We start from the raw sequence: 21345 nt of genomic DNA, 5'->3' as shown, positions 1-21345 counted from the left end.
GCACCTCGCCTGCAGGAGGACCAGAACGAAAAAGCCGGCCCAAGGGCCGGCTTCGTTCGTATCCACTCTTTCCTCTGATTGCTCAGGTACTTAAGTGGTGGGCGGTACAGGGTTCGAACCTGTGACCCCTACCATGTCAAGGTAGTGCTCTACCGCTGAGCTAACCGCCCGTTTCGTTCTGCGCTGCCGCGATTGCGTCGGTGCAGGCCGCGTATATTACGGACGTCGCCTGGGAAGAGCAACACTTTTGTGAAGATTTTTCACAAGATGTTGTTCAGCCCAGGCTCGCCTCTTTCAACTGGCGGATCTGATCGCGTACACGGGCCGCATCCTCGAACTCCAGATCGCGCGCATGCTGGTACATCTGCTGCTCCAGCACCTGCAGGCGCTTGGCGATCTGCGCCGGTTCCAGCGTCCGGTAATCGACCGCCTCCTCGGCGATCCGCCCCCCCTTGCCTTTGCCCTTGCCGCGGCTCTCCTTCTCGGCCGCTTCCGACCGCGCACCTTCCAGCACATCGGTAATCGGACGCAACACAGACTTGGGCACGATGCCATGCAGTTCGTTGTACTCCACCTGCTTGGCGCGGCGGCGGTCGGTCTCGTCGATCGCCGCCTGCATCGAGCGGGTGATGCGGTCGGCATACAGAATCGCCTTGCCGCGCAGGTTGCGTGCCGCACGCCCGATGGTCTGGATCAGCGACCCCGTCGAGCGCAGGAAACCCTCCTTGTCCGCATCGAGGATCGCCACCAGCGACACCTCGGGCATGTCCAGGCCTTCGCGCAGCAGGTTGATGCCGACCAGCACGTCGAACTTGCCCAGACGCAGGTCGCGGATGATCTCCACGCGCTCGACGGTATCGATGTCCGAGTGCAGGTACCGCACGCGGATGCCGTGCTCGGTGAGGTATTCGGTGAGGTTCTCGGCCATCCGCTTGGTCAGCGTGGTGACCAGCACGCGGTCGCCCAGTTTGATGCGCTCGTTGACCTCGCTCATCAGGTCGTCGACCTGCGTGCCCACCGGACGGATCTCCACCACCGGATCGATCAGACCGGTTGGACGCACCACCAGTTCGGTGATTTCGTCAGCGGCTTCGCGCAGCTCGTACGGTCCAGGTGTAGCGGACACATAGATGCTGCGCGGGCAGCGTGCCTCCCATTCCTCGAATCGCAGCGGACGGTTGTCCAGCGCCGACGGCAGGCGGAAACCGAACTCCACCAGGGTTTCCTTGCGCGAACGGTCGCCCTTGAACATCGCGCCGATCTGCGGAATGGTCACGTGCGATTCGTCGATCACCAGCAGCGCATCCGGCGGCAGGTAGTCGAACAGCGTCGGCGGCGGCTCGCCCGGCGCTTTGCCGGTGAGATGCCGCGAGTAGTTTTCGATGCCGTTGCAGAACCCGACTTCGGCCATCATTTCCAGATCGAACTGGGTGCGCTGGGCAAGACGCTGCGCCTCCACCAGCTTGTTCTGCTCGTACAGCTGCTCAAGCCGCACCTTCAGTTCGGCCTTGATGGTATCCACTGCCGACAGCACCCGCTCGCGTGTGGTGGCGTAGTGGGTCTTGGGATAGACGGTATACCGCTGCAGCCGCCGCAGGCTTTCACCGGTGAGCGGATCGAACATGCTGATCTGCTCGACCTCGCCGTCGAACAGCTCGATGCGTACCGCTTCGCTGTCCGATTCGGCCGGGAACACATCGATCACTTCGCCGCGCACGCGGAACGTGCCGCGGTGCAGTTCGTATTCGTTGCGGGTGTACTGCAGCTGGGTAAGGTGGTTGATCAGATCACGCTGGTCGATGCGCTCGCCCTTGGACAGGATCAGGCGCAGCGACAGGTAGTCCTCGGGGGCACCGAGGCCGTAGATCGCCGACACCGTGGCCACCACGATCGCGTCCGGCCGCGACAGCAGCGTCTTGGTGGCGGCCAGGCGCATCTGCTCGATGTGTTCGTTGATCGAGCTGTCCTTCTCGATGAAGGTGTCCGACGACGGTACGTAGGCCTCCGGCTGGTAGTAATCGTAGTAACTGACGAAATACTCCACCGCGTTGTGCGGAAAGAAGGCCTTGAATTCACCATACAGCTGCGCGGCCAGCGTCTTGTTCGGCGCCATCACCAGCGTCGGTTTCTGCACCTGCTGGATCACATTGGCGATGGTGTAGGTCTTGCCGGAGCCGGTCACGCCGAGGAGGGTCTGCTTGGCGACACCCGCCTCGAAGTTGGCCGTCAGCTTCTCGATCGCCGCTGGCTGGTCGCCGGCCGGCGAGTACGGGGAAACAAGTTCAAAGCGATCGCTCATGGTGCCGCCACTGCCCGGGCCCTCCAGTATACCGGGGGCCTTGGTGACGGCTGGCTGAGGGCTATGCCGAGGCCCGCGGCCGGGATGTGCCGATACCGCCCACCGTGCGGACCGCGCACTGTCGATACCTCCGCTGTTAAGGACGTTCCCGATGCGCCCGGTTACCCGTCCCCCTCCGCAGGCGGCCGGCCTGTCCCTGATCCAGCTGCTGCTGGCGCTGGGCCTGCTGGCGGGGCTGGCCGCGCTGGCCTTGCCCGGCTTCCAGGATGTGCTCGATCGGACCCGCGTGGATACGATGCGGATGCAGCTGCTGACCGCATTCGCCGCCGCGCGCAGCACGGCGATCAGCCGCCGCCATGCCGTCAGCGTGTGCGCAAGCGACGATGGGCGGCATTGCAGCCTGGACTGGAGCGCAGGGTGGTTGATCTACCGCGACCGCCGCCGCCAGGATCAGCCGGCCGCGCCGCACGACGTGCTGCATTACCAGCCGGGCCAGCGCGCGCGTGGCATCCGGGCCACCGCCACGTCCGGACGCCCCACCCTGCGCTATGGCGCCAATGGGCGCAGCCTGGGCAGCAATCTGACCATCGCGCTGTGCCTGCGCGACGAGCGGCGTGGCGATGTGATCGTGAACAACACCGGGCGTGCGCGATCCCTGACCTACCGCGGCACCGAACCGTGTCCCTGAGCGGCGCGGCCGCCGAGGCAGTGTCGGAAACGACAAAAGCCGCGATTTCTCGCGGCTTCTGCATGATCTGGCGCCCGAAGTTGGACTCGAACCAACGACCCCCTGATTAACAGTCAAGTGCTCTAACCGGCTGAGCTATTCGGGCGGGGAGGCGAATTCTAGAGGTTGCCGCGTGACGATGCAACACCCTGCCCCGTTCCGCATCACCAGCAGCCGGACACCGTCGCCTCGGCCGGCGTCTTGACGCTGGCCTGGTTGATGGTCAGCGTGCCGCACTTGTCCTTCGCCTGCGTGCCCTGGGGCGTAGCGGTGATGGTGAACGTGGCCGGGGTCTGCTGGATGGTGAGCGCGTACCACGCCGAGCCGCCCTCGCGCGGGGTCTGGGTCGCGCCCAGTGCAAAGCCCGCGTAGGTGTTGTTCACGGTATGGAAACGCTCGGCCATCTGGCTGTACTCCACCATGTCCGCCTTCGCCTGCGCACGCCGCGACTTGCGGATCTGGTCCTGGTAGGACGGATACGCAATTGCGGCCAGAATGGCGACCACCGCCACGGTGATCATCAGCTCGATCAGGGTGAAGCCGGGGGCTCCGCGGCGATGGCCGCGGAACCGGTTGGAAAGCATCGAACGCATGTGCGGTCTCCGTTACTGGATCTGGCGCCAGGATTGGCGACCACAGGGATAAGGCAGGTACATCGGCTGGGCGCCGGCCACATTGACCACCATCCAGCAGCCGCTGCCCGGCACGGTGGGCGGTGCGGCACCGCCGCCCGGGTTGGCAGGCGCCTGCAGACGCGGCACCACCGACACCGCCACGTCCTTGACCGGTGCGGAGCCGCCGGTATCCAGCGCGACCGCCGCCGTGCCCGCCGCGTAGGACTTGCCGCCCGGCGAGCCCAGCCGGACGGTCGACAACGCCGCCGCACCGGAACGGGCATCCAGGCCGAACAGCCAGTTCTTGCCGACGGTGCTGCAGCCCGTCGAGTTGAGCAGGGCCGCGTAGGTCGGCATGAACACCACGCCGGCGACCACGTCCGGATAGCCGATCATGCGCTCGCCCCGCGGCAGATCGATGTACCACCCCAGGGGCCCGGTGGGCCGGGTTCCCGTCGTCATCGAGCGCGAGACACCATCGCTGCCCACTTGCACCGCATATGGCTGCAGGTTGTCGCGTGTGACGGTCGTGATGGTGGCACCGGAACGATCGGTGAAGGCGTACAGCGACTGGGTGGTTTCATCCGCCACGTCATTGGCGAAGGAGAAGCTGCCGGTACCGAACATCAGCAGCACGCCACCGCCTTCGCCCGAGGCGGCGACCAGGCCGCCAAGAATCGGCTGGCGGTAGGTCATCCGCGACTCGACGCGCGACAGCGTGGTGAACACCGGCTTGCTCACCTTGTTGCCACTCTCAAGAAGATCGAAGCGCCACACGGCACCGTTGGCATCGGCGCCATACACGGTATCGGCGTACCCATCGCGCACCATCCGCGTGGAGTCGCCATTGTCCTTGCGATCCAGCACCACGATGTTGCCCAGCCCGTTGACCCCCGACGGCGCCCCCGTGCCGGATTCGGCGGCTTCGATCATGCGCACGTTGGGCGATCCGGTGCCGATGTCCACCACGAACAGCACCGCCTTGCCGCTCTTGCTGTTGTAACCGTTGCCGAAGATCGCCTTCCAGCTCACGGTGTTGCCTGACTTGAACGGCACGATCACCGGCTTGCCGAGCACAAAGCCGATGTTGTTCCGGATATCCGTAGAGCCACCGGAAATGTCGTTGATCTCCCACAGGCGGCTGCTGGCGCCGAAGTTGTCCGGCTTGGTCACGTCCAGCGCGAACACACCCCGCCCGCCGGCACCGGTGGTACCGACCAGAGTGGTGTGCCAGGCGCCATCGTAGTGACTGTCGCCCACAGTCACCGGACCGTCGACGAAGTACCGGTGCGGCACCTGGTCCTTGGCGTTGAGCGGGTTGTAGGGCTTGAGCAGGTTGCCCATGTGGCCCAGCGAGGTCTCCGGAATGTAGGCAAACAGCTCACGTCCGCCATTGCCGGCGGTTTTGCCCTCCGCATCCAGACCGCCATCGAAGGCGTGCAGCATGCCGTCATTGGCGCCCACATAGACCATGTAGCGGTTGTTCAGCTTGGTCTTCAGGTACGCCGCATAGGTCGAGCCCGGCGTATCCGTCAGCGCGCCATAGCCGAAGTCGTCGATCGGGGCGCTGATCTGCGGCGACGAATTGATGATGTCACCCAGGATCGTGGTGCGGTCGCGCAGCTTGCCGCCGTTGCGGACCTCGCCGCTCGCATCGCCGCGCAGATAGGCGGTGGCCGACGCATCCGTGGCCAGGCCAGTCAGCCCCGCGCTGTCGCAGCGGCTCATGCCGGGGTAGAGGTCGGTGGGCGTGCCACAGAGCATGTCCAGCGTGACCGTCGGCGAAGTGAATTCGCTGATGCCGTTACCGTTGGCAAAATAGATCTTGCGCGAGGCCGCAAGCGGGAACTTGCTGCTGGCCTCCCAGATCGGGGTGTAGACCGCTGCCCGGGTGCTGGGATTGACCGAGACCTGATTGGCGGCCAGACGACTGAACCAGTCGGTACCTTCATTGGCCACTTCATAGGTCGGAGTGACGGTCAGCGAGCCGGCGCCGATGCGCGCACCCGTCAACGCGATGCTGCCCGACGGCGAGGAGCCGGCGGCGACGGCGGACAGCACACGGCGCATCGCGGCGGTCACTTCGGCCGGTGTCTTGGCGTTGATGAACTCACCGCGTGTGTTGATCGCGGCATGCCACAGTTCGTCGATGACGCGACCGTCATCCGAGTCCATCGGCTTGCCGTTGCCATTCCAGTTCGGTGCGGTCGTGTACGGATCCTTGGTCGCCGCCTGGTTCACTTCATAGATCTTGCCCTGGGCGCCCAGCGTCACGCCGTAGAAGTTCATGTGCAGATTGGTCTGGCAGTCCAAGCGCTTCCAGTCCGCCGAGGTCTTGCTGAGCGTGCTGCACTGCTTGCTGACCGGCACCTGCCCGGCGGGGAACCCGTCGTCGGTGCGGAGCGGTACCAACGGTCCGTCGTAATAGGCGGCCGCGATATCGGCAATGGTGTTGCTGTAGCTGTCGCCAAACGGCGCACCACTGAAGTGCGTGGTGCCCGAGGAATCGGCGTTCCCGTAGTCGGTGCCGTCGGGGACCTTGCTGGAGGTGTTGGTGTAGCCGTCGGTAAACAGCATGCCGCCGTTGCGCTGGCACGCCAACGCCACCGGCGCGCCGGGCCCGGTGCGGCTGAACTGCTTGCCCAGGAAGTCCACCGCTTCGCGGTTCGGCGTACCGCCGTTGGGCGCCAGGCTGTAGATCTTCTTGTACAGGTCGGCGCGCTGCTTCACCACGTCGTACATGGTCACGTCGACGAGCTTGTTGATGGTGAAGTAGCCCACCCGCATATTCTCGATCTCGCGCATGGCATGCGAGGACGAGCCCACCATCGACAGGATGCGATTGCGGTGGTACTGGAACCAGTTGGCGAAGTTCTTGATGGCGTCGTTGTAGCCGCTGTCGTAGTTGTCCGAGATGATCGTGTAGCGACGCAGATTGCAGGACGGACCACAGGCGTTCTTGATGATCGGGCGGTTGGCGTCGGCGGTCTTGTATCCGGCCGGGGCCGGCGCCGCTTCCGGCAGATAGAACGTGGCCGGGAAATACTGCAGCGGAACCGTGCAGTTGGTCGGTGCCACCCAGGCCTTGTCCAGCGCGACCCACTGTTTCTTGGCGTCGGGCAGACCGTCGTTGTTCGAGATCACGTTGCCACGACGATCGGTATAGGTGGTGTTGCAGGTCTCGCCGCTGGAGTAATAGACCGTACCCTTGGGCAGGGTCATGCCCGTGAGGATGCTGTAGGTTTCAGAGGTCAGCGCACGTGAGGTCGTCAGGTTATAGATGACGTTGTAGCCGGTTTTGAAATCCGAACGCGGATCGGCACGGGTGCTGCCCGGCACCGCCGCATCCCACAGACCCGCAGCTCCCACACCGTCGGCCTTGCGCCACGGCTCGTAGGTCACGGCCGGATTGAAGTAGCCGGCGTTGTAGGCAGGCGAGCGCGCAAAGCCGAATTCATCCAGCGGTGGAACGGCACGGCCGGGGGTGTAACTGGCGTTGTAGCCGTTGTGCGGGAACAGATAGACATAGCAGTCCACCGAGTTGTTGTTGCAACCCACACCCACGTTGTAGAACACACCTGCCGACTTGAAGAAACTGCTGCCGTTCCACTGCAGACGCCCGTCGCCGCCGACGAAGATGCGCTCGAACGTCATCGAGTTGGAATCGTCGACGGCCATGATGAAGGCCGGGGGCGCCGAGCTGACCGAATTGAGCGGCGCCGTAGCGAGTTCGCCCTGCCCCTGGGCAGCGAACAGGCTGTACATGAAGTACAGGCCGGAACCGAGCAGCAGCACACCTGCCCCTGCGGTGATACCGAGTTTGCGGGAAATCATGTCGGCAGCCCTCAGAGCTTGAATACGGTGTCGATGACGGCCGACGAGGACGGACCGGCCGGCACATCGGTGGCGAAGGAAGTGATCTGGTAGATCGGTGCGGTCGGGTCCAGAGCCTTGCCCATGCCCAGCGAGCCGCCGCCGATGATGCAGGAGTCGATACGGCGCACGTTGACCGCATCGGCGCCGGTGATGGACTTCCTCCGGCCCCAGTCAACCGGGTCGTAGCCATCATCACAGTTCAGCGCGATGTTGCTGGCCGTGATCGGCGCATCGCTGGCCGGCGAGGTGCGGTTGGCGATCGCCTCGATGGCGTGCTCGGTGCGCCGGGTCATGCTTTCAGTCGCCTGGAAGGCGGTGTTGGTGGCCCGATAGTTGGCTGCCATCTTTTCCTGCATGCCGGCCACCTGCATGCCGGCGATGCCGATCAGTGCCAACAGGATCAGCATGATCAGGGCGACATACAGCACGGCACCGCGCTGACGCGCAGGTGCGGTGAAGGTTCTGGAAGACCGGTTCATGGCATCAGTTCCCGAAGAGACGGTTGCGCAGGGCGATGGTCGATTCGTATGCGGCGCGGTAGCGACCGTCGGACGCGGCCGCCGGTACGAAACGCACGCCCAGCAGGCGCGGATCATTCACAGCGGCGGCAGATGACGAGGCCATCGAGGGATTCGGGCTGCGTGCCAGCACGCCCACCTGGACCTGACCGACGCGGCGCCACTGATTGGCCGCCACTGCATCGTTGCCCGTGCTGACGTCGGCCGCCGTGCCCTGCACGGTAACGTTGCCGACCGGCAACTGGGTCTGGCTGATCACCGGCGTGGTATCCAGGCCGTACATCACCTGCAGGTTCTCGATGCCTTCAACGAGCTCCTCGCGCACGTCGTAATTGCCGGCGGCGTTGGCGCGGGCGCGCATCAGCACCGGTTCGCCGCTGGCCGACGTCCCCACGTAGTACGCGATCGACTCGGCGCGGTAAAGCATGGTTTCACCGGTCGGCTGCACGTTGTAGCGGCTGAGCGTGGCACCACTGGCGGTGACGCTGCCCACCGCATAGGTGCCGACGAACACGTCTGCATGACTGCAGTCCGCGATACCGAAAAGTGTGGGGGCGGCAACACCCTCCTCGGTCAGCCGCCTGCCCAGATCGCCGTCAAAGCCGATGGTGTTGTCGCTGCCTGCACTGATGCTGGTCACCGGCACGCCCACCGGCGCGAGGTAGCGGAGCACGAGGACATCGCTGCCGCCGCGCGGGACCAGGCTCTTCAGTGGCGTCGGCAGGTCAGTCGGCTCCGCCCAGGTCGCGCCTAGCGTGAGGTTGCTGTCCGGGGCACTGCTGGGGGCTTCGTAGCCCTGTATCGAGACCGAGAAATCCAGTGCGCTGCCATCGCCCGTGGCAACGCCGGCGATGTTCACCACGGGATCGCCCTGGTTCTTGACGAAGTGCGCCTGGTCGTTGACGCAGCCGAAGTGACCGGCCATACGGATGTCGCGCTGCAGGAACTCCAGCGCGAACCGGGCGTTCTCCTGCGCGCGCGCGGTGCCCTGCGCCAGCTGCGAGGCCTCGCGGGACGCGCTGAACACCTGGATCACGCCCAGCATCAGCACCAGGCCGATCACCATCGCGACCATGACCTCGATCAGGGAGATGCCCGCGACGGCGCGCGGCAGGGGAAACGCACGGCTCATAGCTGGGTCACCGCAGTAAAGGTGGTGCGCGCATTGGGGTTGGCCTTGTCCCAACGCTGGTCGCCCCACACGATGTCCACCTGCACCTGGCCGTTGACGTTGGTGACGGTGGCACTGGCGCCCTCGCCGAGCGCCTGCACCACCTGGCATTGCCAGCGGGCCACGTTCTGCCCGATGGTCACGGTCCCGGTCGGACGCGTACAGGCGGCGCGGGTCACCGTGCCGGACGCGAACGACGCGCCCGTGTACCAGGCCGACTGGAACCGGTTGGCCCGCATCTGGTCGATCAGGTCGTAAGCCAGGTTCGTCGCCTGGGTACGGTAGTTGGCGCTCTGTACGAAACGCACGTTCATGGTCTGCAGCAGCGCGAAGCCGAGCAGGCCGAAGGCCAGCACGATGATGGTGACCAGCACCTCGATCATGCTGAAACCGCCGGCGGCCTTGCGCCCTCCGGAGGCACGGAAACGTCTCATGAGCAGTTCTCCTTGAGGGTGCTGAGCTGGCCGGACGCGTTGACCGTCAGACGACGGCGCAATGGCTGCCCGTTGCAGCTGTCCGGCTGCAGGTCGATTTCCTGCTGATCGGCGCTGCGGCGGCGGCCGCGGCCGTCGAAGGCGATCGCGGCGGCGTCGGGCCCCACCGCGCTCACCGCCGTGTTGACCGCCATGAAACGGAGCACGACCTCACCATCGCTGAACGTGCCGCCGCCGTCGACGTCGGCCCAGGCCAGCATGCCCTTGTCCCAACTGCCATCGCAGCTGGTGCCGGTGGCGCTGCCGCAGACACCGCCCCCGCGTTTGTTGCGGATCGCCTCGCTGCGCGCGAGCGCGATCAGGCCGGACGCCTCACTGCTGGCGGTCGCGATCCGGTTCGAGCGCATGACGCCCTGGAAGCTCGGGTAGGCGATCGCCGACAGAATGGCGATCACCGCGACCGTGGTCAGCAGTTCGACGAGTGTGAAGCCGTTGGAACGGCGTGAAGACATGGAACGCTCCCCAGCGTGATGACACAGAAGATGGACGCCCTGCCGCCCGGCGGCAAGCGGCGACAGGACGAACGGTCGCCCGGAGGCGACAGGCGTCAATGCGTTGACGCCCGGGACCACGGACGGGGCTGGCCGCGGGCACCCCTGCCCGCCGTCAGCCCCCTGCCCGGCTCAGGCCAGGACTTTGTAACAGGGCTGGTACTCGCCCGAGATCTTCATGCGGCGCTGTTCGACGAACGCGCGCAGCAGCTCGTCGAGGGCCTGCATCATGTCGGCGTCGCCATGAATCTCGAACGGACCGAACTGCTCGATCCGGCGCATGCCATCCTCCTTGACGTTGCCGGCGACGATGCCCGAGAAGGCCCGGCGCAGATCGGCCGCCAGCGCATGGGGCGCCCGCCCGTGATGCAGGTCCAGCGCTGCCATCGCCTCGTGGGTCGGCACGAACGGCTGCTGGTACTCCCACGGAATCTCGATCGACCAGTTGAAGAAGAACGCATCCTTCTGCGCCAGGCGATGCTCGCGCACACGCTTGATGCCGGCCGACATCTGGCGCGCCACCGCGACGGGATCACCGATGACGATCTCGTAGCGGCTGGCGGCCTCATCGCCGAGGGTCAGACGGATGAACCGGTCGATCTGCTCGAAGTACGGCGCGGCCACGGTCGGGCCGGTCAGGATCAGCGGGAACGGCAGGCCCTTGTTCTCCTCGCGCAGCAGAATGCCGAGCAGGTACAGGATTTCCTCGGCGGTACCCACGCCACCGGCGAACACGATGATGCCGTGACCGATCCGCACGAACGCTTCGAGACGCTTCTCGATGTCCGGCATGATCACCAGGTGGTTCACGATCGGGTTGGGCGACTCGGCGGCGATGATGCCCGGCTCGGTCAGGCCGATGTAGCGGGTGACATGCTTGCGCTGCTTGGCATGGGCGATGGTCGCCCCCTTCATCGGGCCCTTCATCGCGCCCGGGCCGCAGCCGGTGCAGATGTCCAGCCCGCGCAGGCCGAGCTCGTAGCCGACCTGCTTGGTGTACAGATACTCATCGCGACCGATCGAATGGCCGCCCCAGCACACCACCAGGTTCGGATCGCCCGGGTTGAGGATGCGCGCGTTGCGCAGCAAACCGAACACGGCGTTGGTGATGCCCTCGGAGGATTCCAGCTCGGCGGCGTAGGCCGGGCCCATTTCGATGGCCATGTAGGCCAGGTCGCGGACCACCGCGAACAGCAGCTCGGCCACGCCGCGGATGATCTCGCCGTCGACGAAGGCCATCGCCGGCGCGTTGACCAGATCGATGCGCACACCGCGATCCTGCTGCGCCACCTGGATGTCGAAATCCGGGTACAGATCGCGCGCGGCGCGCGGATCGTCCGACGCGCTGCCACTGGTCAGCACGGCCAGCGCGCAGCGGCGCAGCAGCTCGTGCATGCCGCCGCCGGAGGCGTCGCGCAGGCGCGCCACTTCGGCGCGCGACAACACGTCCAGCCCACCGCGCGGGTAGATCCGCGCGTCCTGCACCGGCAACGTGCGCGCCGGCGTTTCGGTGATTTTCATTTCCATCTTTTCTGCTTTCCTCAAGGTGTCCGACTGTACCGCTGCCCCCTTAAAAAGCAAAACGGCCGGGGAGACCCGACCGTTGGATGTGTGGCGCCCCGGCGCTGCCTTGGGCCGCCGTACGTGCGCCTTTTTCGGCGCAACCAATTGAGCATACGCGCAACCCGGCGCGGGAGCAAGCAGGGCGCCGGACAGCAGAACGGCCAGGTTGCCCTGGCCGTTCCGGGTACAGCGGTGCTAGATCACTTCATCAGAACTTGTAGCGGAAGCCCAGCTGCATCGACCACTGGGACACACCGGTGTTGCCGTTGCCGTTGCTGCCATTGGCAACCGTCGGACGCTCGACATTGTTCGGGTTGAAGTTGCTGTAGACATACTTGCCGTCATACATGCCCGCAGCGGTCAGCACGCGACGGTTCGCGAAGAAGCCGTAATCTTCAATATGGCCCCAGTCCTTGTTGATCAGGTTGCCGATGTTCATCACATCGAGCCAGATCTCGGACTTGTGGCCCTTGAAGAAGCCCGGCAGTTCCTGGCTGATGCGCAGATCGAAGCTGTTCACCCAGGACGAACGGCCGGAATTACGCGGTGCCGCCTGGCCAGCATAACGGGCCAGATCCGGGTTGGCGGACAGCCATTCGAAGAACGACTTTTCCATCGCCGGGTTGGCCGTGAACTGACCCGTCGCACTCAGGGTACCGAACAGCACATCGCCAGGGCCGGCAGGCACGTAGAACAGGTCGTTGCCGCTGCGGCCTTCGCCGTTGGCATCGTTGGAGTACACGTAGCTGAACGGACGGCCGTTACGACCTTCGTAGAACATGCCTACGCTGGTCTTGTAGTCGCCGAAGAACTTGTGGCTCCAGTTGATGCTGCTGCTGACACGATTGCGGATCTGGTAACGCGAGGTACCGATCGTTTCTTCGTTGGCATTGAAGATGTAGTTGTAGTTCCACGTCGAACCGGCGGTCGAGCTGGTCATGTCACTGACCATGCTGGAGTCGGTGTAGGTGTAACCCACGTTCCAGCTCCAGTCACTTTCCGGCGAGAAGGGCTTGGCCAACGAAACGGTGAACTGGCTGCTGCGGCCCTGGTCGGTGTTTTCCAACACATACACGTTGCCGAAGTTGCGGTCACGCTTGTAACGATTGCTGCCGGTGGTCCACGAGCGGCCGATGCGCGACGGGTCGTAGTACATGTCGCGACCGTCCTGACCCTTGAAGGTGGACTCGCCGATGTTGATGCTGCGGTAGAACAGATCGCTCTTGACCTTGGTCACCAGCAACTCGGCCGATGCGACCAGGCCATACCACGGCAACTCATGATCCAGCGCCAGGTTGGCCTTCCACACCGACGGCTGCTCGAAGTCCGGGCTCACGTAGGTGACGTTGGTTTCCGGCGTGCCGACAGACGGACGGACCTGATCCGCCACGATCGGCTCATATGCCCAGTTGCCCGAGTTGATCGTGCCGCCCTGCTCGCCCGTGTAGCGCAGGTAGTTGAGACCGGTGGTGCTGAATGCATTGCCGAACCACACCTGCGGCGATGCGCCGCGGAACAGGCCCACGCCACCGCGCAGCTGCGTCGGACGGTCCGAGTCGAAGGTGTAGTTGAAGCCGAAGCGCGGCTGAACCAGCCACTTGTCCTTGCCGTTGACGTAGCTGTTGTCCAGCCCGAACGAGGCCAGGGCGGCCGCGTTCAGGGTCGGACGACCGCTGACAGACGGCTTGTCGGCACGAACGCCATAGGTCAGCGTCAGGTTGTTGTTGACATACCAGGTGTCCTGCGCAAACAGGCCAAGCTCACGGTACTTGAAGCTGGCGGCGATGGTGTCATCGCTCAGGCCCGGCTGCGGAAGGTGCTGGACATAGTTGCTCCAGTTGCCGGCAGCGTAGTTGTCCAGGCCAAAGAACTCGTACGTGCCGTACAGGTTCTGGACGAACATGTTGTACACGTCGTTGCTGCTGAAGTCGGTACCGAACTTGACATCGTGGTCGCCGAGGGTCAGTACGCCCGATGCGTAGCCGTTCCAGGTCTTGGTCTGCAGCAGGTTGCCCGGGGTGCTCGGGTCCGGCCCGAACATGATGTACTCACCGGTCGGAGAATCCACGTTGCCGCCGAAGAAGATCTTGGTGGTGGCGATTTTTTCGCCCGGCATGATGCGCGCCGACGTGTAGTCACGGTACGACGCCTTCAACTCGGTCGAGAAGTTGTCGGTCCAGTCACTGAAGACCTGGGCGACATAGTTTTCGATCGTCTTCTGCTGCTGGAAGAAGGAGGAGCTCAGGTTGACGATTGAACCGCCGGTGGTCGGAGTACGTGCCTGGTTCTGCTCGACCTTGCTGTAACGGAAGCTGGCGCGATGATTGTCGTTGATGTTCCAGTCCAGCTTGACCGCGTACTCTTCCAGGTCGGTGCTGCCATCGACGTCGCCAACGCTGCCTGCATCAACACCGTACAGGGTGCTGGCCAGACGGGTCGCTTCATTGATCTGGGCCTGGCTGATCGTGCCGTTGCCCAGCGCACTGTCGGCCACGCTTGCGCCCGGAGACTTCCACTCCTGCTTTTCGTAGTTGGCGAAGAAGAACAGCTTGTCCTTGACCAGCGGACCGCCCAGCGTCATGCCGTAGGTGCGCTCGTTGTCAAAGCCGTCGAACTTATAACCGGCCGGGTCCTTGCCGAACCAATCGCCGTCGCGGTACGAGCCGTAGACCGAACCGTGGAACTCGTTGGTACCGGACTTGGTCACCGCGTCGATCACCGCACCGGTGGCGCCGGCGATGGTGACGTCGTAGCTGGACAGGTCGACATTGATCGCTTCCAGCGCATCCATCGCAACCGGCTGGCGACGGGTCGGCATGCCATTGTCTTCCAGGCCGAAGGTGTCGCTGATCGACACGCCGTCAACGCGGATCGCGTTGTACTTCGGGTTCTGGCCGCCTACGGAAATCTGACCGTCGGCCTTGTTGGTCTGCGCAATGCGCGGATCCAGACGGACGTAATCCTGGATGTTGCCACCGGCCGAGGGCAGTGCATCGATGGTCTGACGGCTGATGTTCGTACCGGCGCCCATCTTGGTCGCACTGAACACTTCCGAGCCGGCCGCGACGGCGGTGACCTGGACGGCATCCAAGTTGGTCGCTGCCATATCACCGCTCAGCGTGGCGTTGACGGTCGCCGACTGGCTCACGCCGAGGTAGACACCCTCTTCGGTCTTGGTGCCAGCGCCGGGCTTGTTGATGGTGATGGTGTACGGACCACCCACGCGCAGGCCGCGCGCGTTGTAACGACCCGATGCATCGGTGGTCGCACGGCTGACCGTGCCCGACTCGGTATGCGTGATGGTGACTTCCGCACCGGCGACAGGCGCGCCTGCAGCCGACATTACCTGGCCGCCGACACCTGCAGAGGTGCTCTGGGCGAAGGCGGGAGCGGCAGCAAGTGCAGCCACGAGACCAAGCGTCAGCTTGGACATCCGGAGACAACGGGAGTGGGTCATTGGGGAGTAGCCTCGATGCGAGATTGGCGATGGCGGAGAAAAAAACGCGTCCAAGCAGCCTTGCTGGCGGCTGACTGGACTTTTATCTGGGTTCCCTAGCCGCGAGCTGGTTTCAGCCGCAACGGTTAACACTAGATTAACACGGTACCGTTGGATTGTGACGGTTTGGCGACAAAACACACGCCATACCAACGGGATCGTGACGCCATCTTCACATGTGAGTGTGACCGGCTGAATGCGGTATTCCGGGCTTCAGCGGTGCACAGGGGGGCCTGCGCGGGCGGGCTGGGGCACCAAGGCGACCGGACGGGCGGCCCGGACGCCTTTGCCGTGCTCAGCCCTCGACGATCTGGCCGCGGTGGGGGGCGCCGGCGGCGGACAGCAGCAGGACGGCGGCATCGGCACAGTCGGCCGGGTCACGCGCGGTGCGGTCTTCATCCAGCGAGAAGGCGCGCGCCCGCAGGGCGGTGCGCATCGGGCCCGGCTGCAGGCCACTGACCCGCACCGGGCTGCGGCCCAGTTCGTCGTGCAGGGAGGCAATCAGGCCCCGCAGCCCGTGCTGGGCGACGCCGTAGCCGCCCCAGTAGGCCTGCCCGACCCGCGTCGGATCATCCACGGTAAGCACCACTGCGGCATCGTCGCGCTGGCGCAGCAGCGCCAGGCACGCCTGGATCAGCCAAGCCGGTGCGGTGAGATTGACGTGGACGGCCCGCGCGAACGCGGCCGGGTCGGCCAGCTCGAACGGGGTCAGCCCGGCGAAATCGGCCGCGCAGTACAGCAGCCCGTCCAGGCGCCCCAACTCGCCCTGCAGGCGCTCGGCCAGTGTGGCGTAGTCGTCCGGGGTCGCGCCCTCCAGATCCATCGGGTACAGCAGCGGCTCGGGGCCGACCGCCTGCACGGCGGCATAGACGCGGTCCAGGCGGCGTGGCTTGCGCCCCAGCAGCACCACCGTGGCGCCGGCGCGGGCACAGGCCACGGCGACGGCGCTGCCGAAGCCGCCGCCCGCGCCTGCAATGAGAATCACACGATCGGCCAGTGCGCCGGTCCCGACCACGACGGACGGGACCGCACTCATGCCTGGGAGGCCTCTTCGACGATGCGCTTGAGCTCGCCGGACTCGAACAGCTCCAGCACGATGTCGCAGCCGCCGATGAGCTCACCGTGGATGAACAGCTGCGGGAACGTCGGCAGGTTCGAGAAACGCGGCAGATTGGCGCGGATCTCCGGCTCTTCGAGCACGTTGACCGTGCGCAGCGCGACCGCGCCGGCCGCCATCAGCGCCTGCATGGCGCGGCTGGAATAGCCGCACATCGGATATTGCGGGGTGCCCTTCATGAACAGCACGAGGGGGTAACGTTCGACTTCGGCCTGGATTTGCTGCATCACCGCCACTACGACTCTCCCTCCAATGTGGGACAACCCGACCTCACCGGTCGGCTAGACTTCCCTCGCCTGCCATTGTAAGCCTACTGGCCCCGCATACGGCGCCCCCTCCCTGCCCGTGGTGACCATGCCCTTCGAACTGCCCCGCCTGCCCTACGACCGCACCGCCCTGCAACCGCATCTGTCGGCCGAGAGCCTGGACCTGCACCACGGTCGGCATTACCGCGCCTACCTCGACGCGGTCAACGCCCGCATCGCCGGCACCGACCTGGAGGACCTGGCCCTGGACGAGCTGGTCCGGCACAGCCAGGGCAGCCTGTTCGACGCGGCCGCGCAGGCCTGGAACCACGGTTTCTACTTCCAGTGCCTGCATCCACGCGGCGGCGGCGATCCACAGGGGCGCCTGGCCGAGCTGGTGACCCGCCATTTCGGCGATATGCGCCGCCTGCGCGACGAGTTCGACCAGGCCGCGCTGGGCCTGTTCGGCTCCGGCTGGGTCTGGCTGGTGCAGCACCCCGGCGGCGCGCTGGCGATCCAGACCACGCGCAATGCCGGCACGCCTTTGACGGGCAACAGCACCCCGCTGCTGGCGTGCGATATATGGGAACACGCGTACTACACCGACTACCAGAATGAGCGCGCGCGCTACCTGCAGGCATTCTGGAAACTGGTCAACTGGGACTTCGTGGCGTCGCAGCTGCGCGACTGACGGCTCCCCGTGGGTGCTGGCGCGTGCCGGCACCCACCGCAGGCGGGCAGCCGCCCTGACCTGCCGGTCAGCCGCGCAGTGTGTCGATCACCGGGGCGACCTGGGCGTTGCGATCGAGCAGCCCGCCAACCGTCTGCAGCATCCCGGCCAGCCGCAGGGCATCATCGTCGCGCAGCGTGGCATGGCCGACCTTGCGGCCGTCGCGCGGCTGCTTGCCGTAGTCGTGCCAGTGTCCGCCGGACTGCGCCAGTACCGCCGCGGCATCGGGCATCGCGCCCAGCCAATTGAGCATGCAGGCATGGCCCAGCATGCGCGTGTCGCCCAGCGGCAGGCCGAGCACCGCGCGCAGGTGGTTCTCGAACTGCGAGGTCTCACTGCCCTCGATGGTCCAGTGGCCGGAGTTGTGCACGCGTGGCGCCATCTCGTTGACCAGCAGCTCGTCGCCACGGCAGAACAGCTCCAGCGCGAACACCCCGACATAGTCCAGGCGTTCGGCCAACGCCCGCGCATGGCCGATGGCGGCTTCATGCTGGGCCTGGCTCAGCCGTGCCGGCGCCACGCTGGCCGACAGCACGCCATCGACGTGCCAGTTGCCGGTCACCGGCCAGGCGCGGAACTCGCCGTCGCGGCCACGGACGGCCACCACGCTGACCTCGCGGTCGAAGGCAACGAACCCCTCCAGGATCAGGCCGGTGCGGTCGACGTAATCGCCCAGGGTGGCCCAGGCGGCGTCGATGTCGGCGGTACTGCGGATGCGGAACTGACCTTTGCCGTCGTAGCCCAGGCGGCGCGTCTTGACGATGCAGGGCATGCCGAACTCGGCGACCCTGGCAGCCAGCTCGTCGCGGCTGCGGATATCGGCGAACGGCGGCAGCGGAATGCCCAACTGCTGGAACAGGGTTTTTTCGCTGAGCCGGTCCTGGGCCACGGCCAGCGCATCCGGGTTCGGATACACCGGCACGCGCTCGGCCAGGAAGCGGGCGCTGTGCGCGGGAACATTCTCGAAATCAAACGTCACCACGTCCACCCGCGCCGCGAACGCGGCCAGCGCGGCCTCGTCCTCGAAGGCGGCCACCTGCAGCGGCGCCACTTGGGCGCCACAGGCATCGGCAGCCGGGTCGAACAACTCGAAACGCAGCCCCAGCGGCGCGCCGGCCAGCACCATCATGCGCGCCAGCTGGCCGCCCCCCAGGATTCCGACAGTCTTCATGCTCATTGACGTGGGTCGTCGTGGGCCATGACGTCTTCGGTCTGGCGGGCGCGGAAGGCCTCCAGCGCCTGGCCGATGGCCGGCTGGTCCGAGGCCAGCATGGCGGCGGCGAACAGCGCCGCATTGGACGCGCCGGCATTGCCGATGGCGAAGGTGGCAACCGGAATGCCGGCCGGCATCTGCACGATCGACAGCAGCGAATCCATGCCGTTGAGGGCCTTGGACTGCACCGGCACACCCAGCACCGGCACGGCGGTCTTGGCCGCGATCATGCCCGGCAGGTGCGCGGCGCCGCCGGCGCCGGCGATGATCGCGCGCAGGCCCCGGGGCCCGGCCTGCTCGGCGTAGGTGAACAGCACGTCCGGCGTGCGGTGCGCCGATACCACCTTCACTTCGTAGGGAACACCCAGCGAATCGAGCTTCTGGGCTGCGTGCTGCATGGTTTCCCAGTCGGAGCGGGAACCCATGACGATGCCGACGAGCGGCGCGGTTTGGTTGGGGGTCATTGGCCGTCACCTGCCTTAAAGACGTATTCTAGCCATCTTCCACGCAAGACGAAGAATCATGGACCGCAAGCTGCTCGACCTGCTGTGCTCGCCCGACACGCGCCAGCCCCTGTCCCTGCTCGATGCCAAGGCCCTCGACGCGCTCAACCGCGCCATCGGTGCCGGCGGCGTGGCCAAGGCCGACGGCAGCCCCCAGACCCAGCCCCTGCGCGAAGCGCTGCTGACGCGTGACCGCAAGCAGGTGTTCCGTGTCGATGACGGCATTCCGGTGCTGCTGGCCGAGGAGGCCATCGAGACGGCGCAGATCGCCGATTTCCCGGAAAAATGAGCCCGGCTCCGTTGCCCGTCCCGTCCGCGGCCGTGGTGGCCGAGGATGTCGCCCGTGCGCTGGCGGAAGACATCGGCACCGGTGATGTCACCGCCGCCCTGCTGCCCGACCGCCCGGACTGCGCGTACCTGCTGTGCAAGCAGGACGCGGTGATCGCCGGCCGGCCGTGGTTCGACGCCACCCACCGCGCGCTTGATCCGGACGTGACCATCGACTGGCGCGTGGCCGAGGGCGATGCCGTCCGGGCCGGCACCGTGCTGGCGATCCTGCACGGCCGCAACCGCAGCCTGGTCAGTGCCGAACGCACCTCGCTGAACTTCCTGCAGACGCTGTCCGGCACGGCGACCACCACGGCGCGCTACGTCGCGGCGGTGGCCGGCACCGGCACCCGCATCCTGGACACCCGCAAGACCCTGCCGGGGCTGCGCATGGCGCAGAAGTACGCGGTCCGCTGCGGCGGCGGCGACAACCATCGCCTGGGGCTGTTCGACACGGTGATGCTCAAGGAGAACCACATCCGCGCGGCCGGCTCGCTGACCGCTGCGGTGCAGGCAGCGCGTGCGCAGTGGCCCGATCTGCCGCTGGTGGTCGAGGTCGAAGACCTGACGCAGCTGCGCGACGCGCTGGCGGCAGGCTGCGAGCGCATCCTGATCGACGACTTCGACGCCGACCTGCGCCGCGAGGCGGTGCGCATCGCCGCCGGCCGGATTCCTCTGGAAGTCTCCGGCAGCGTGGACCTGGCCGGGCTGCGCGCCATTGCCGAGGACGGTGTGGACTGCATCTCGATCGGCGGACTGACCAAGCACGTGCAGGCGATCGACCTGTCGCTGAAGCTGGGGCCGCCGCCAGGCTGACGCGGCGCGTGCCGGCCATCGGTCGGCCCCACCGCCCCCCACGTTCACGGCGTCGGCAGCCCGGGTCTGCGAGGCTCGTGTTGCCCCCACCCGGAGAGCGCGCATGCGCCCCCTGTCTCTGCTTGCATGCCTGTCGCCGCTGGCGATGCTGATGCCGGCCGCCGCGTCGGCCGCCGAAGTCTGCGACATCCCACCACGCTACGGGTTGAGTCCGCTGGCGGTGAACATCGTACAGACCGCCTGCAATGAACACCGGCTCTGGTTCCGCCCCTTCATCGACCGCGACGGGCGCGCGGCCAGCCTGAGCGTCACCGAAGCCGAGCGCGAGCACCTGGCCGACAACGGGCTGATCGCCTGGCAGCGGGTGGTGGGCTACTGGCGTGAGAGCGGGACGCTGTCACCAATGGGCGACCAGCCCGGCGCGTCCAGCTGCATGGCCCCGCTCGGCACCCGCTACACCGACAGCGACTGCCGCGCGTTCCTGATCGACAACCCGTGGTCGGCGGCCTTCATTTCCTGGGTGATGACACGCGCCGGCGTGCCCGGCTTCACCCGCTCGCCGCGCCACATCGACTACATCCGCGCTGCGTACCAGAACAGCGGGCCGTACCGCATGACCGATCCGGCGCAGGACAAACCCGCCCCGGGCGATCTGCTCTGCTTCCTGCGCGATCGCCGCCAGACGCTGAGCTACAGCGGCCTGGTGCAGTCCCTCGCCAGCGGCGGGGCAGCGCACTGGAAGTCACACTGCGAAGTAGTGATCGCCGCCAACGTGGGCGGCGACCGGACCCTGTACCTGGTCGGCGGCAACGTGATGAACACGGTGGCGATGCGCAAGCTGTCGCTGGACCGCAGCGGCCGCATCGAGCTGCCACCGGCCAAGGCCAGCGCCGGCGACGGCGTGGACCCGGGCTGCACGCCGGGCCGGGAAGACGAATGCAGCTTCAACCGGCAGGACTGGGCCGCGCTGCTGAAGCTGGTGGCAACGACGCCGGCCGCGCTGCCGGTGGTCGCCCCGGACCCTGCGGGCGTGACTGCGCCGCCGCTACCGGATGCCCCGTCCACGCCACAGATCGCGCCGCAGCGTCCCGCTCCGCCGCCTCCCACGACGACGACACGGTGATCGCGTCGCCGCGGGCGGCTTG

18 protein-coding genes and 2 tRNA genes are annotated in these 21345 nt (G+C 66.2%); 5 read left to right on the top strand and 15 right to left on the bottom strand.

Going from position 1 to position 21345, the window contains the following annotated elements:
* Positions 1-95 precede the first annotated feature (95 nt).
* Positions 96-170 (bottom strand) — tRNA-Val (locus ACPEH8_RS01735).
* A 104-nt stretch (positions 171-274) separates the two neighbouring features.
* Entirely contained in the window at positions 275-2299 is a 2025-nt protein-coding gene (gene uvrB / locus ACPEH8_RS01730) for an excinuclease ABC subunit UvrB (protein ID WP_136006990.1), read from the bottom strand.
* A gap of 151 nt (positions 2300-2450) precedes the next feature.
* Here uvrB and ACPEH8_RS01725 point away from each other — a divergent pair, with 151 nt between their 5' ends.
* The gene (locus tag ACPEH8_RS01725) at positions 2451-2987 is read left to right on the top strand and encodes a GspH/FimT family protein (protein ID WP_153164377.1); all 537 of its coding nucleotides are present in this window, start codon (positions 2451-2453) and stop codon (positions 2985-2987) included.
* 68 nt (positions 2988-3055) lie between these two features.
* Here ACPEH8_RS01725 and ACPEH8_RS01720 read toward each other — a convergent pair.
* The 11 genes from ACPEH8_RS01720 to grxD all read right to left on the bottom strand — a co-directional run bounded on the left by ACPEH8_RS01720 (position 3056) and on the right by grxD (position 16602).
* Positions 3056-3132: transfer RNA gene (locus tag ACPEH8_RS01720), tRNA-Asn, on the bottom strand.
* Between the two features lie 58 nt (positions 3133-3190).
* Positions 3191-3619, bottom strand: coding sequence for a type IV pilin protein (locus ACPEH8_RS01715; RefSeq protein ID WP_017356384.1), 429 nt, complete (start codon positions 3617-3619; stop codon positions 3191-3193).
* Positions 3620-3631: 12 nt separating this feature from the next.
* Positions 3632-7474, bottom strand: a complete 3843-nt coding sequence (locus ACPEH8_RS01710) for a pilus assembly protein (RefSeq protein ID WP_166472821.1) — start codon at positions 7472-7474, stop codon at positions 3632-3634.
* Positions 7475-7485: 11 nt separating this feature from the next.
* Positions 7486-7995 (bottom strand): pilus assembly PilX family protein, encoded by a 510-nt coding sequence (locus ACPEH8_RS01705; protein WP_017356382.1) that lies wholly within the window; start codon positions 7993-7995, stop codon positions 7486-7488.
* Between the two features lie 4 nt (positions 7996-7999).
* Positions 8000-9166: a PilW family protein gene (locus ACPEH8_RS01700; protein WP_017356381.1), complete on the bottom strand. Its 1167-nt coding sequence runs from the start codon at positions 9164-9166 to the stop codon at positions 8000-8002.
* On the bottom strand, positions 9163-9639 hold the full coding sequence (gene pilV / locus ACPEH8_RS01695; protein ID WP_423665885.1) for a type IV pilus modification protein PilV: 477 nt from the start codon (positions 9637-9639) through the stop codon (positions 9163-9165). The genes ACPEH8_RS01700 and pilV overlap by 4 nt, the downstream gene beginning before the upstream one ends.
* Positions 9636-10151, bottom strand: a complete 516-nt coding sequence (locus tag ACPEH8_RS01690; RefSeq protein WP_017356379.1) for a GspH/FimT family pseudopilin — start codon at positions 10149-10151, stop codon at positions 9636-9638. Before ACPEH8_RS01690 ends, pilV begins: the two co-directional genes overlap by 4 nt.
* 171 nt (positions 10152-10322) lie before the next feature.
* Positions 10323-11711, bottom strand: coding sequence for a nucleotide 5'-monophosphate nucleosidase PpnN (gene ppnN / locus ACPEH8_RS01685; RefSeq protein ID WP_423665883.1), 1389 nt, complete (start codon positions 11709-11711; stop codon positions 10323-10325).
* A gap of 250 nt (positions 11712-11961) precedes the next feature.
* On the bottom strand, positions 11962-15210 hold the full coding sequence (locus ACPEH8_RS01680; RefSeq protein WP_017356377.1) for a TonB-dependent receptor: 3249 nt from the start codon (positions 15208-15210) through the stop codon (positions 11962-11964).
* Between the two features lie 334 nt (positions 15211-15544).
* Positions 15545-16285, bottom strand: coding sequence for an SDR family NAD(P)-dependent oxidoreductase (locus ACPEH8_RS01675; RefSeq protein WP_423665881.1), 741 nt, complete (start codon positions 16283-16285; stop codon positions 15545-15547).
* A complete protein-coding gene (grxD, locus tag ACPEH8_RS01670) occupies positions 16282-16602 on the bottom strand; it encodes a Grx4 family monothiol glutaredoxin (RefSeq protein WP_136006998.1) in 321 nt (106 codons plus the stop codon). The genes ACPEH8_RS01675 and grxD overlap by 4 nt, the downstream gene beginning before the upstream one ends.
* A 118-nt stretch (positions 16603-16720) precedes the next feature.
* On the opposite strand from grxD, the gene ACPEH8_RS01665 reads away from it, so the two are divergent.
* Positions 16721-17302, top strand: coding sequence for a superoxide dismutase (locus tag ACPEH8_RS01665; RefSeq protein ID WP_136007000.1), 582 nt, complete (start codon positions 16721-16723; stop codon positions 17300-17302).
* A 67-nt stretch (positions 17303-17369) separates the two neighbouring features.
* Here the strand turns inward: ACPEH8_RS01665 and ACPEH8_RS01660 are convergent, their stop codons facing one another.
* Both ACPEH8_RS01660 and purE read right to left on the bottom strand, forming a co-directional pair.
* On the bottom strand, positions 17370-18512 hold the full coding sequence (locus ACPEH8_RS01660) for a 5-(carboxyamino)imidazole ribonucleotide synthase (RefSeq protein WP_423665879.1): 1143 nt from the start codon (positions 18510-18512) through the stop codon (positions 17370-17372).
* Positions 18513-18514: 2 nt separating this feature from the next.
* Complete coding sequence (gene purE, locus ACPEH8_RS01655; RefSeq protein WP_017354843.1) at positions 18515-19018, bottom strand: 5-(carboxyamino)imidazole ribonucleotide mutase; 504 nt, start codon at positions 19016-19018, stop codon at positions 18515-18517.
* A gap of 58 nt (positions 19019-19076) precedes the next feature.
* Here purE and ACPEH8_RS01650 point away from each other — a divergent pair, with 58 nt between their 5' ends.
* The 3 genes from ACPEH8_RS01650 to ACPEH8_RS01640 all read left to right on the top strand — a co-directional run bounded on the left by ACPEH8_RS01650 (position 19077) and on the right by ACPEH8_RS01640 (position 21323).
* The gene (locus ACPEH8_RS01650) at positions 19077-19346 is read left to right on the top strand and encodes a Trm112 family protein (RefSeq protein WP_017354844.1); all 270 of its coding nucleotides are present in this window, start codon (positions 19077-19079) and stop codon (positions 19344-19346) included.
* Complete coding sequence (gene nadC, locus ACPEH8_RS01645) at positions 19343-20200, top strand: carboxylating nicotinate-nucleotide diphosphorylase (protein WP_026070577.1); 858 nt, start codon at positions 19343-19345, stop codon at positions 20198-20200. Before ACPEH8_RS01650 ends, nadC begins: the two co-directional genes overlap by 4 nt.
* Positions 20201-20303: 103 nt before the next feature.
* Complete coding sequence (locus tag ACPEH8_RS01640) at positions 20304-21323, top strand: DUF2272 domain-containing protein (protein ID WP_262071638.1); 1020 nt, start codon at positions 20304-20306, stop codon at positions 21321-21323.
* Positions 21324-21345 lie beyond the last annotated feature (22 nt).

Source organism: Stenotrophomonas sp. NPDC077461 (assembly GCF_049545475.1).
GTDB lineage: Bacteria > Pseudomonadota > Gammaproteobacteria > Xanthomonadales > Xanthomonadaceae > Stenotrophomonas > Stenotrophomonas nematodicola.
This window is presented reverse-complemented; position numbering and strand designations above follow the sequence as displayed.

What these genes read in the sequence shown, in the direction of transcription:
- ACPEH8_RS01640 (WP_262071638.1), top strand. Translation starts at nt 20,304, where the DNA reads ATGCGCCCCCTGTCTCTGCTTGCATGCCTGTCGCCGCTGGCGATGCTG.
- ACPEH8_RS01665 (WP_136007000.1), top strand. Translation starts at nt 16,721, where the DNA reads ATGCCCTTCGAACTGCCCCGCCTGCCCTACGACCGCACCGCCCTGCAA.
- ACPEH8_RS01715 (WP_017356384.1), bottom strand. Translation starts at nt 3,619, where the DNA reads ATGCGTTCGATGCTTTCCAACCGGTTCCGCGGCCATCGCCGCGGAGCC.
- ACPEH8_RS01705 (WP_017356382.1), bottom strand. Translation starts at nt 7,995, where the DNA reads ATGAACCGGTCTTCCAGAACCTTCACCGCACCTGCGCGTCAGCGCGGT.
- ACPEH8_RS01690 (WP_017356379.1), bottom strand. Translation starts at nt 10,151, where the DNA reads ATGTCTTCACGCCGTTCCAACGGCTTCACACTCGTCGAACTGCTGACC.
- purE (WP_017354843.1), bottom strand. Translation starts at nt 19,018, where the DNA reads ATGACCCCCAACCAAACCGCGCCGCTCGTCGGCATCGTCATGGGTTCC.
- ACPEH8_RS01680 (WP_017356377.1), bottom strand. Translation starts at nt 15,210, where the DNA reads ATGACCCACTCCCGTTGTCTCCGGATGTCCAAGCTGACGCTTGGTCTC.
- uvrB (WP_136006990.1), bottom strand. Translation starts at nt 2,299, where the DNA reads ATGAGCGATCGCTTTGAACTTGTTTCCCCGTACTCGCCGGCCGGCGAC.
- ACPEH8_RS01675 (WP_423665881.1), bottom strand. Translation starts at nt 16,285, where the DNA reads ATGAGTGCGGTCCCGTCCGTCGTGGTCGGGACCGGCGCACTGGCCGAT.
- ACPEH8_RS01700 (WP_017356381.1), bottom strand. Translation starts at nt 9,166, where the DNA reads ATGAGCCGTGCGTTTCCCCTGCCGCGCGCCGTCGCGGGCATCTCCCTG.
- pilV (WP_423665885.1), bottom strand. Translation starts at nt 9,639, where the DNA reads ATGAGACGTTTCCGTGCCTCCGGAGGGCGCAAGGCCGCCGGCGGTTTC.
- ACPEH8_RS01650 (WP_017354844.1), top strand. Translation starts at nt 19,077, where the DNA reads ATGGACCGCAAGCTGCTCGACCTGCTGTGCTCGCCCGACACGCGCCAG.
- nadC (WP_026070577.1), top strand. Translation starts at nt 19,343, where the DNA reads ATGAGCCCGGCTCCGTTGCCCGTCCCGTCCGCGGCCGTGGTGGCCGAG.
- ACPEH8_RS01710 (WP_166472821.1), bottom strand. Translation starts at nt 7,474, where the DNA reads ATGATTTCCCGCAAACTCGGTATCACCGCAGGGGCAGGTGTGCTGCTG.
- ACPEH8_RS01725 (WP_153164377.1), top strand. Translation starts at nt 2,451, where the DNA reads ATGCGCCCGGTTACCCGTCCCCCTCCGCAGGCGGCCGGCCTGTCCCTG.
- ACPEH8_RS01660 (WP_423665879.1), bottom strand. Translation starts at nt 18,512, where the DNA reads ATGAAGACTGTCGGAATCCTGGGGGGCGGCCAGCTGGCGCGCATGATG.
- ppnN (WP_423665883.1), bottom strand. Translation starts at nt 11,711, where the DNA reads ATGAAAATCACCGAAACGCCGGCGCGCACGTTGCCGGTGCAGGACGCG.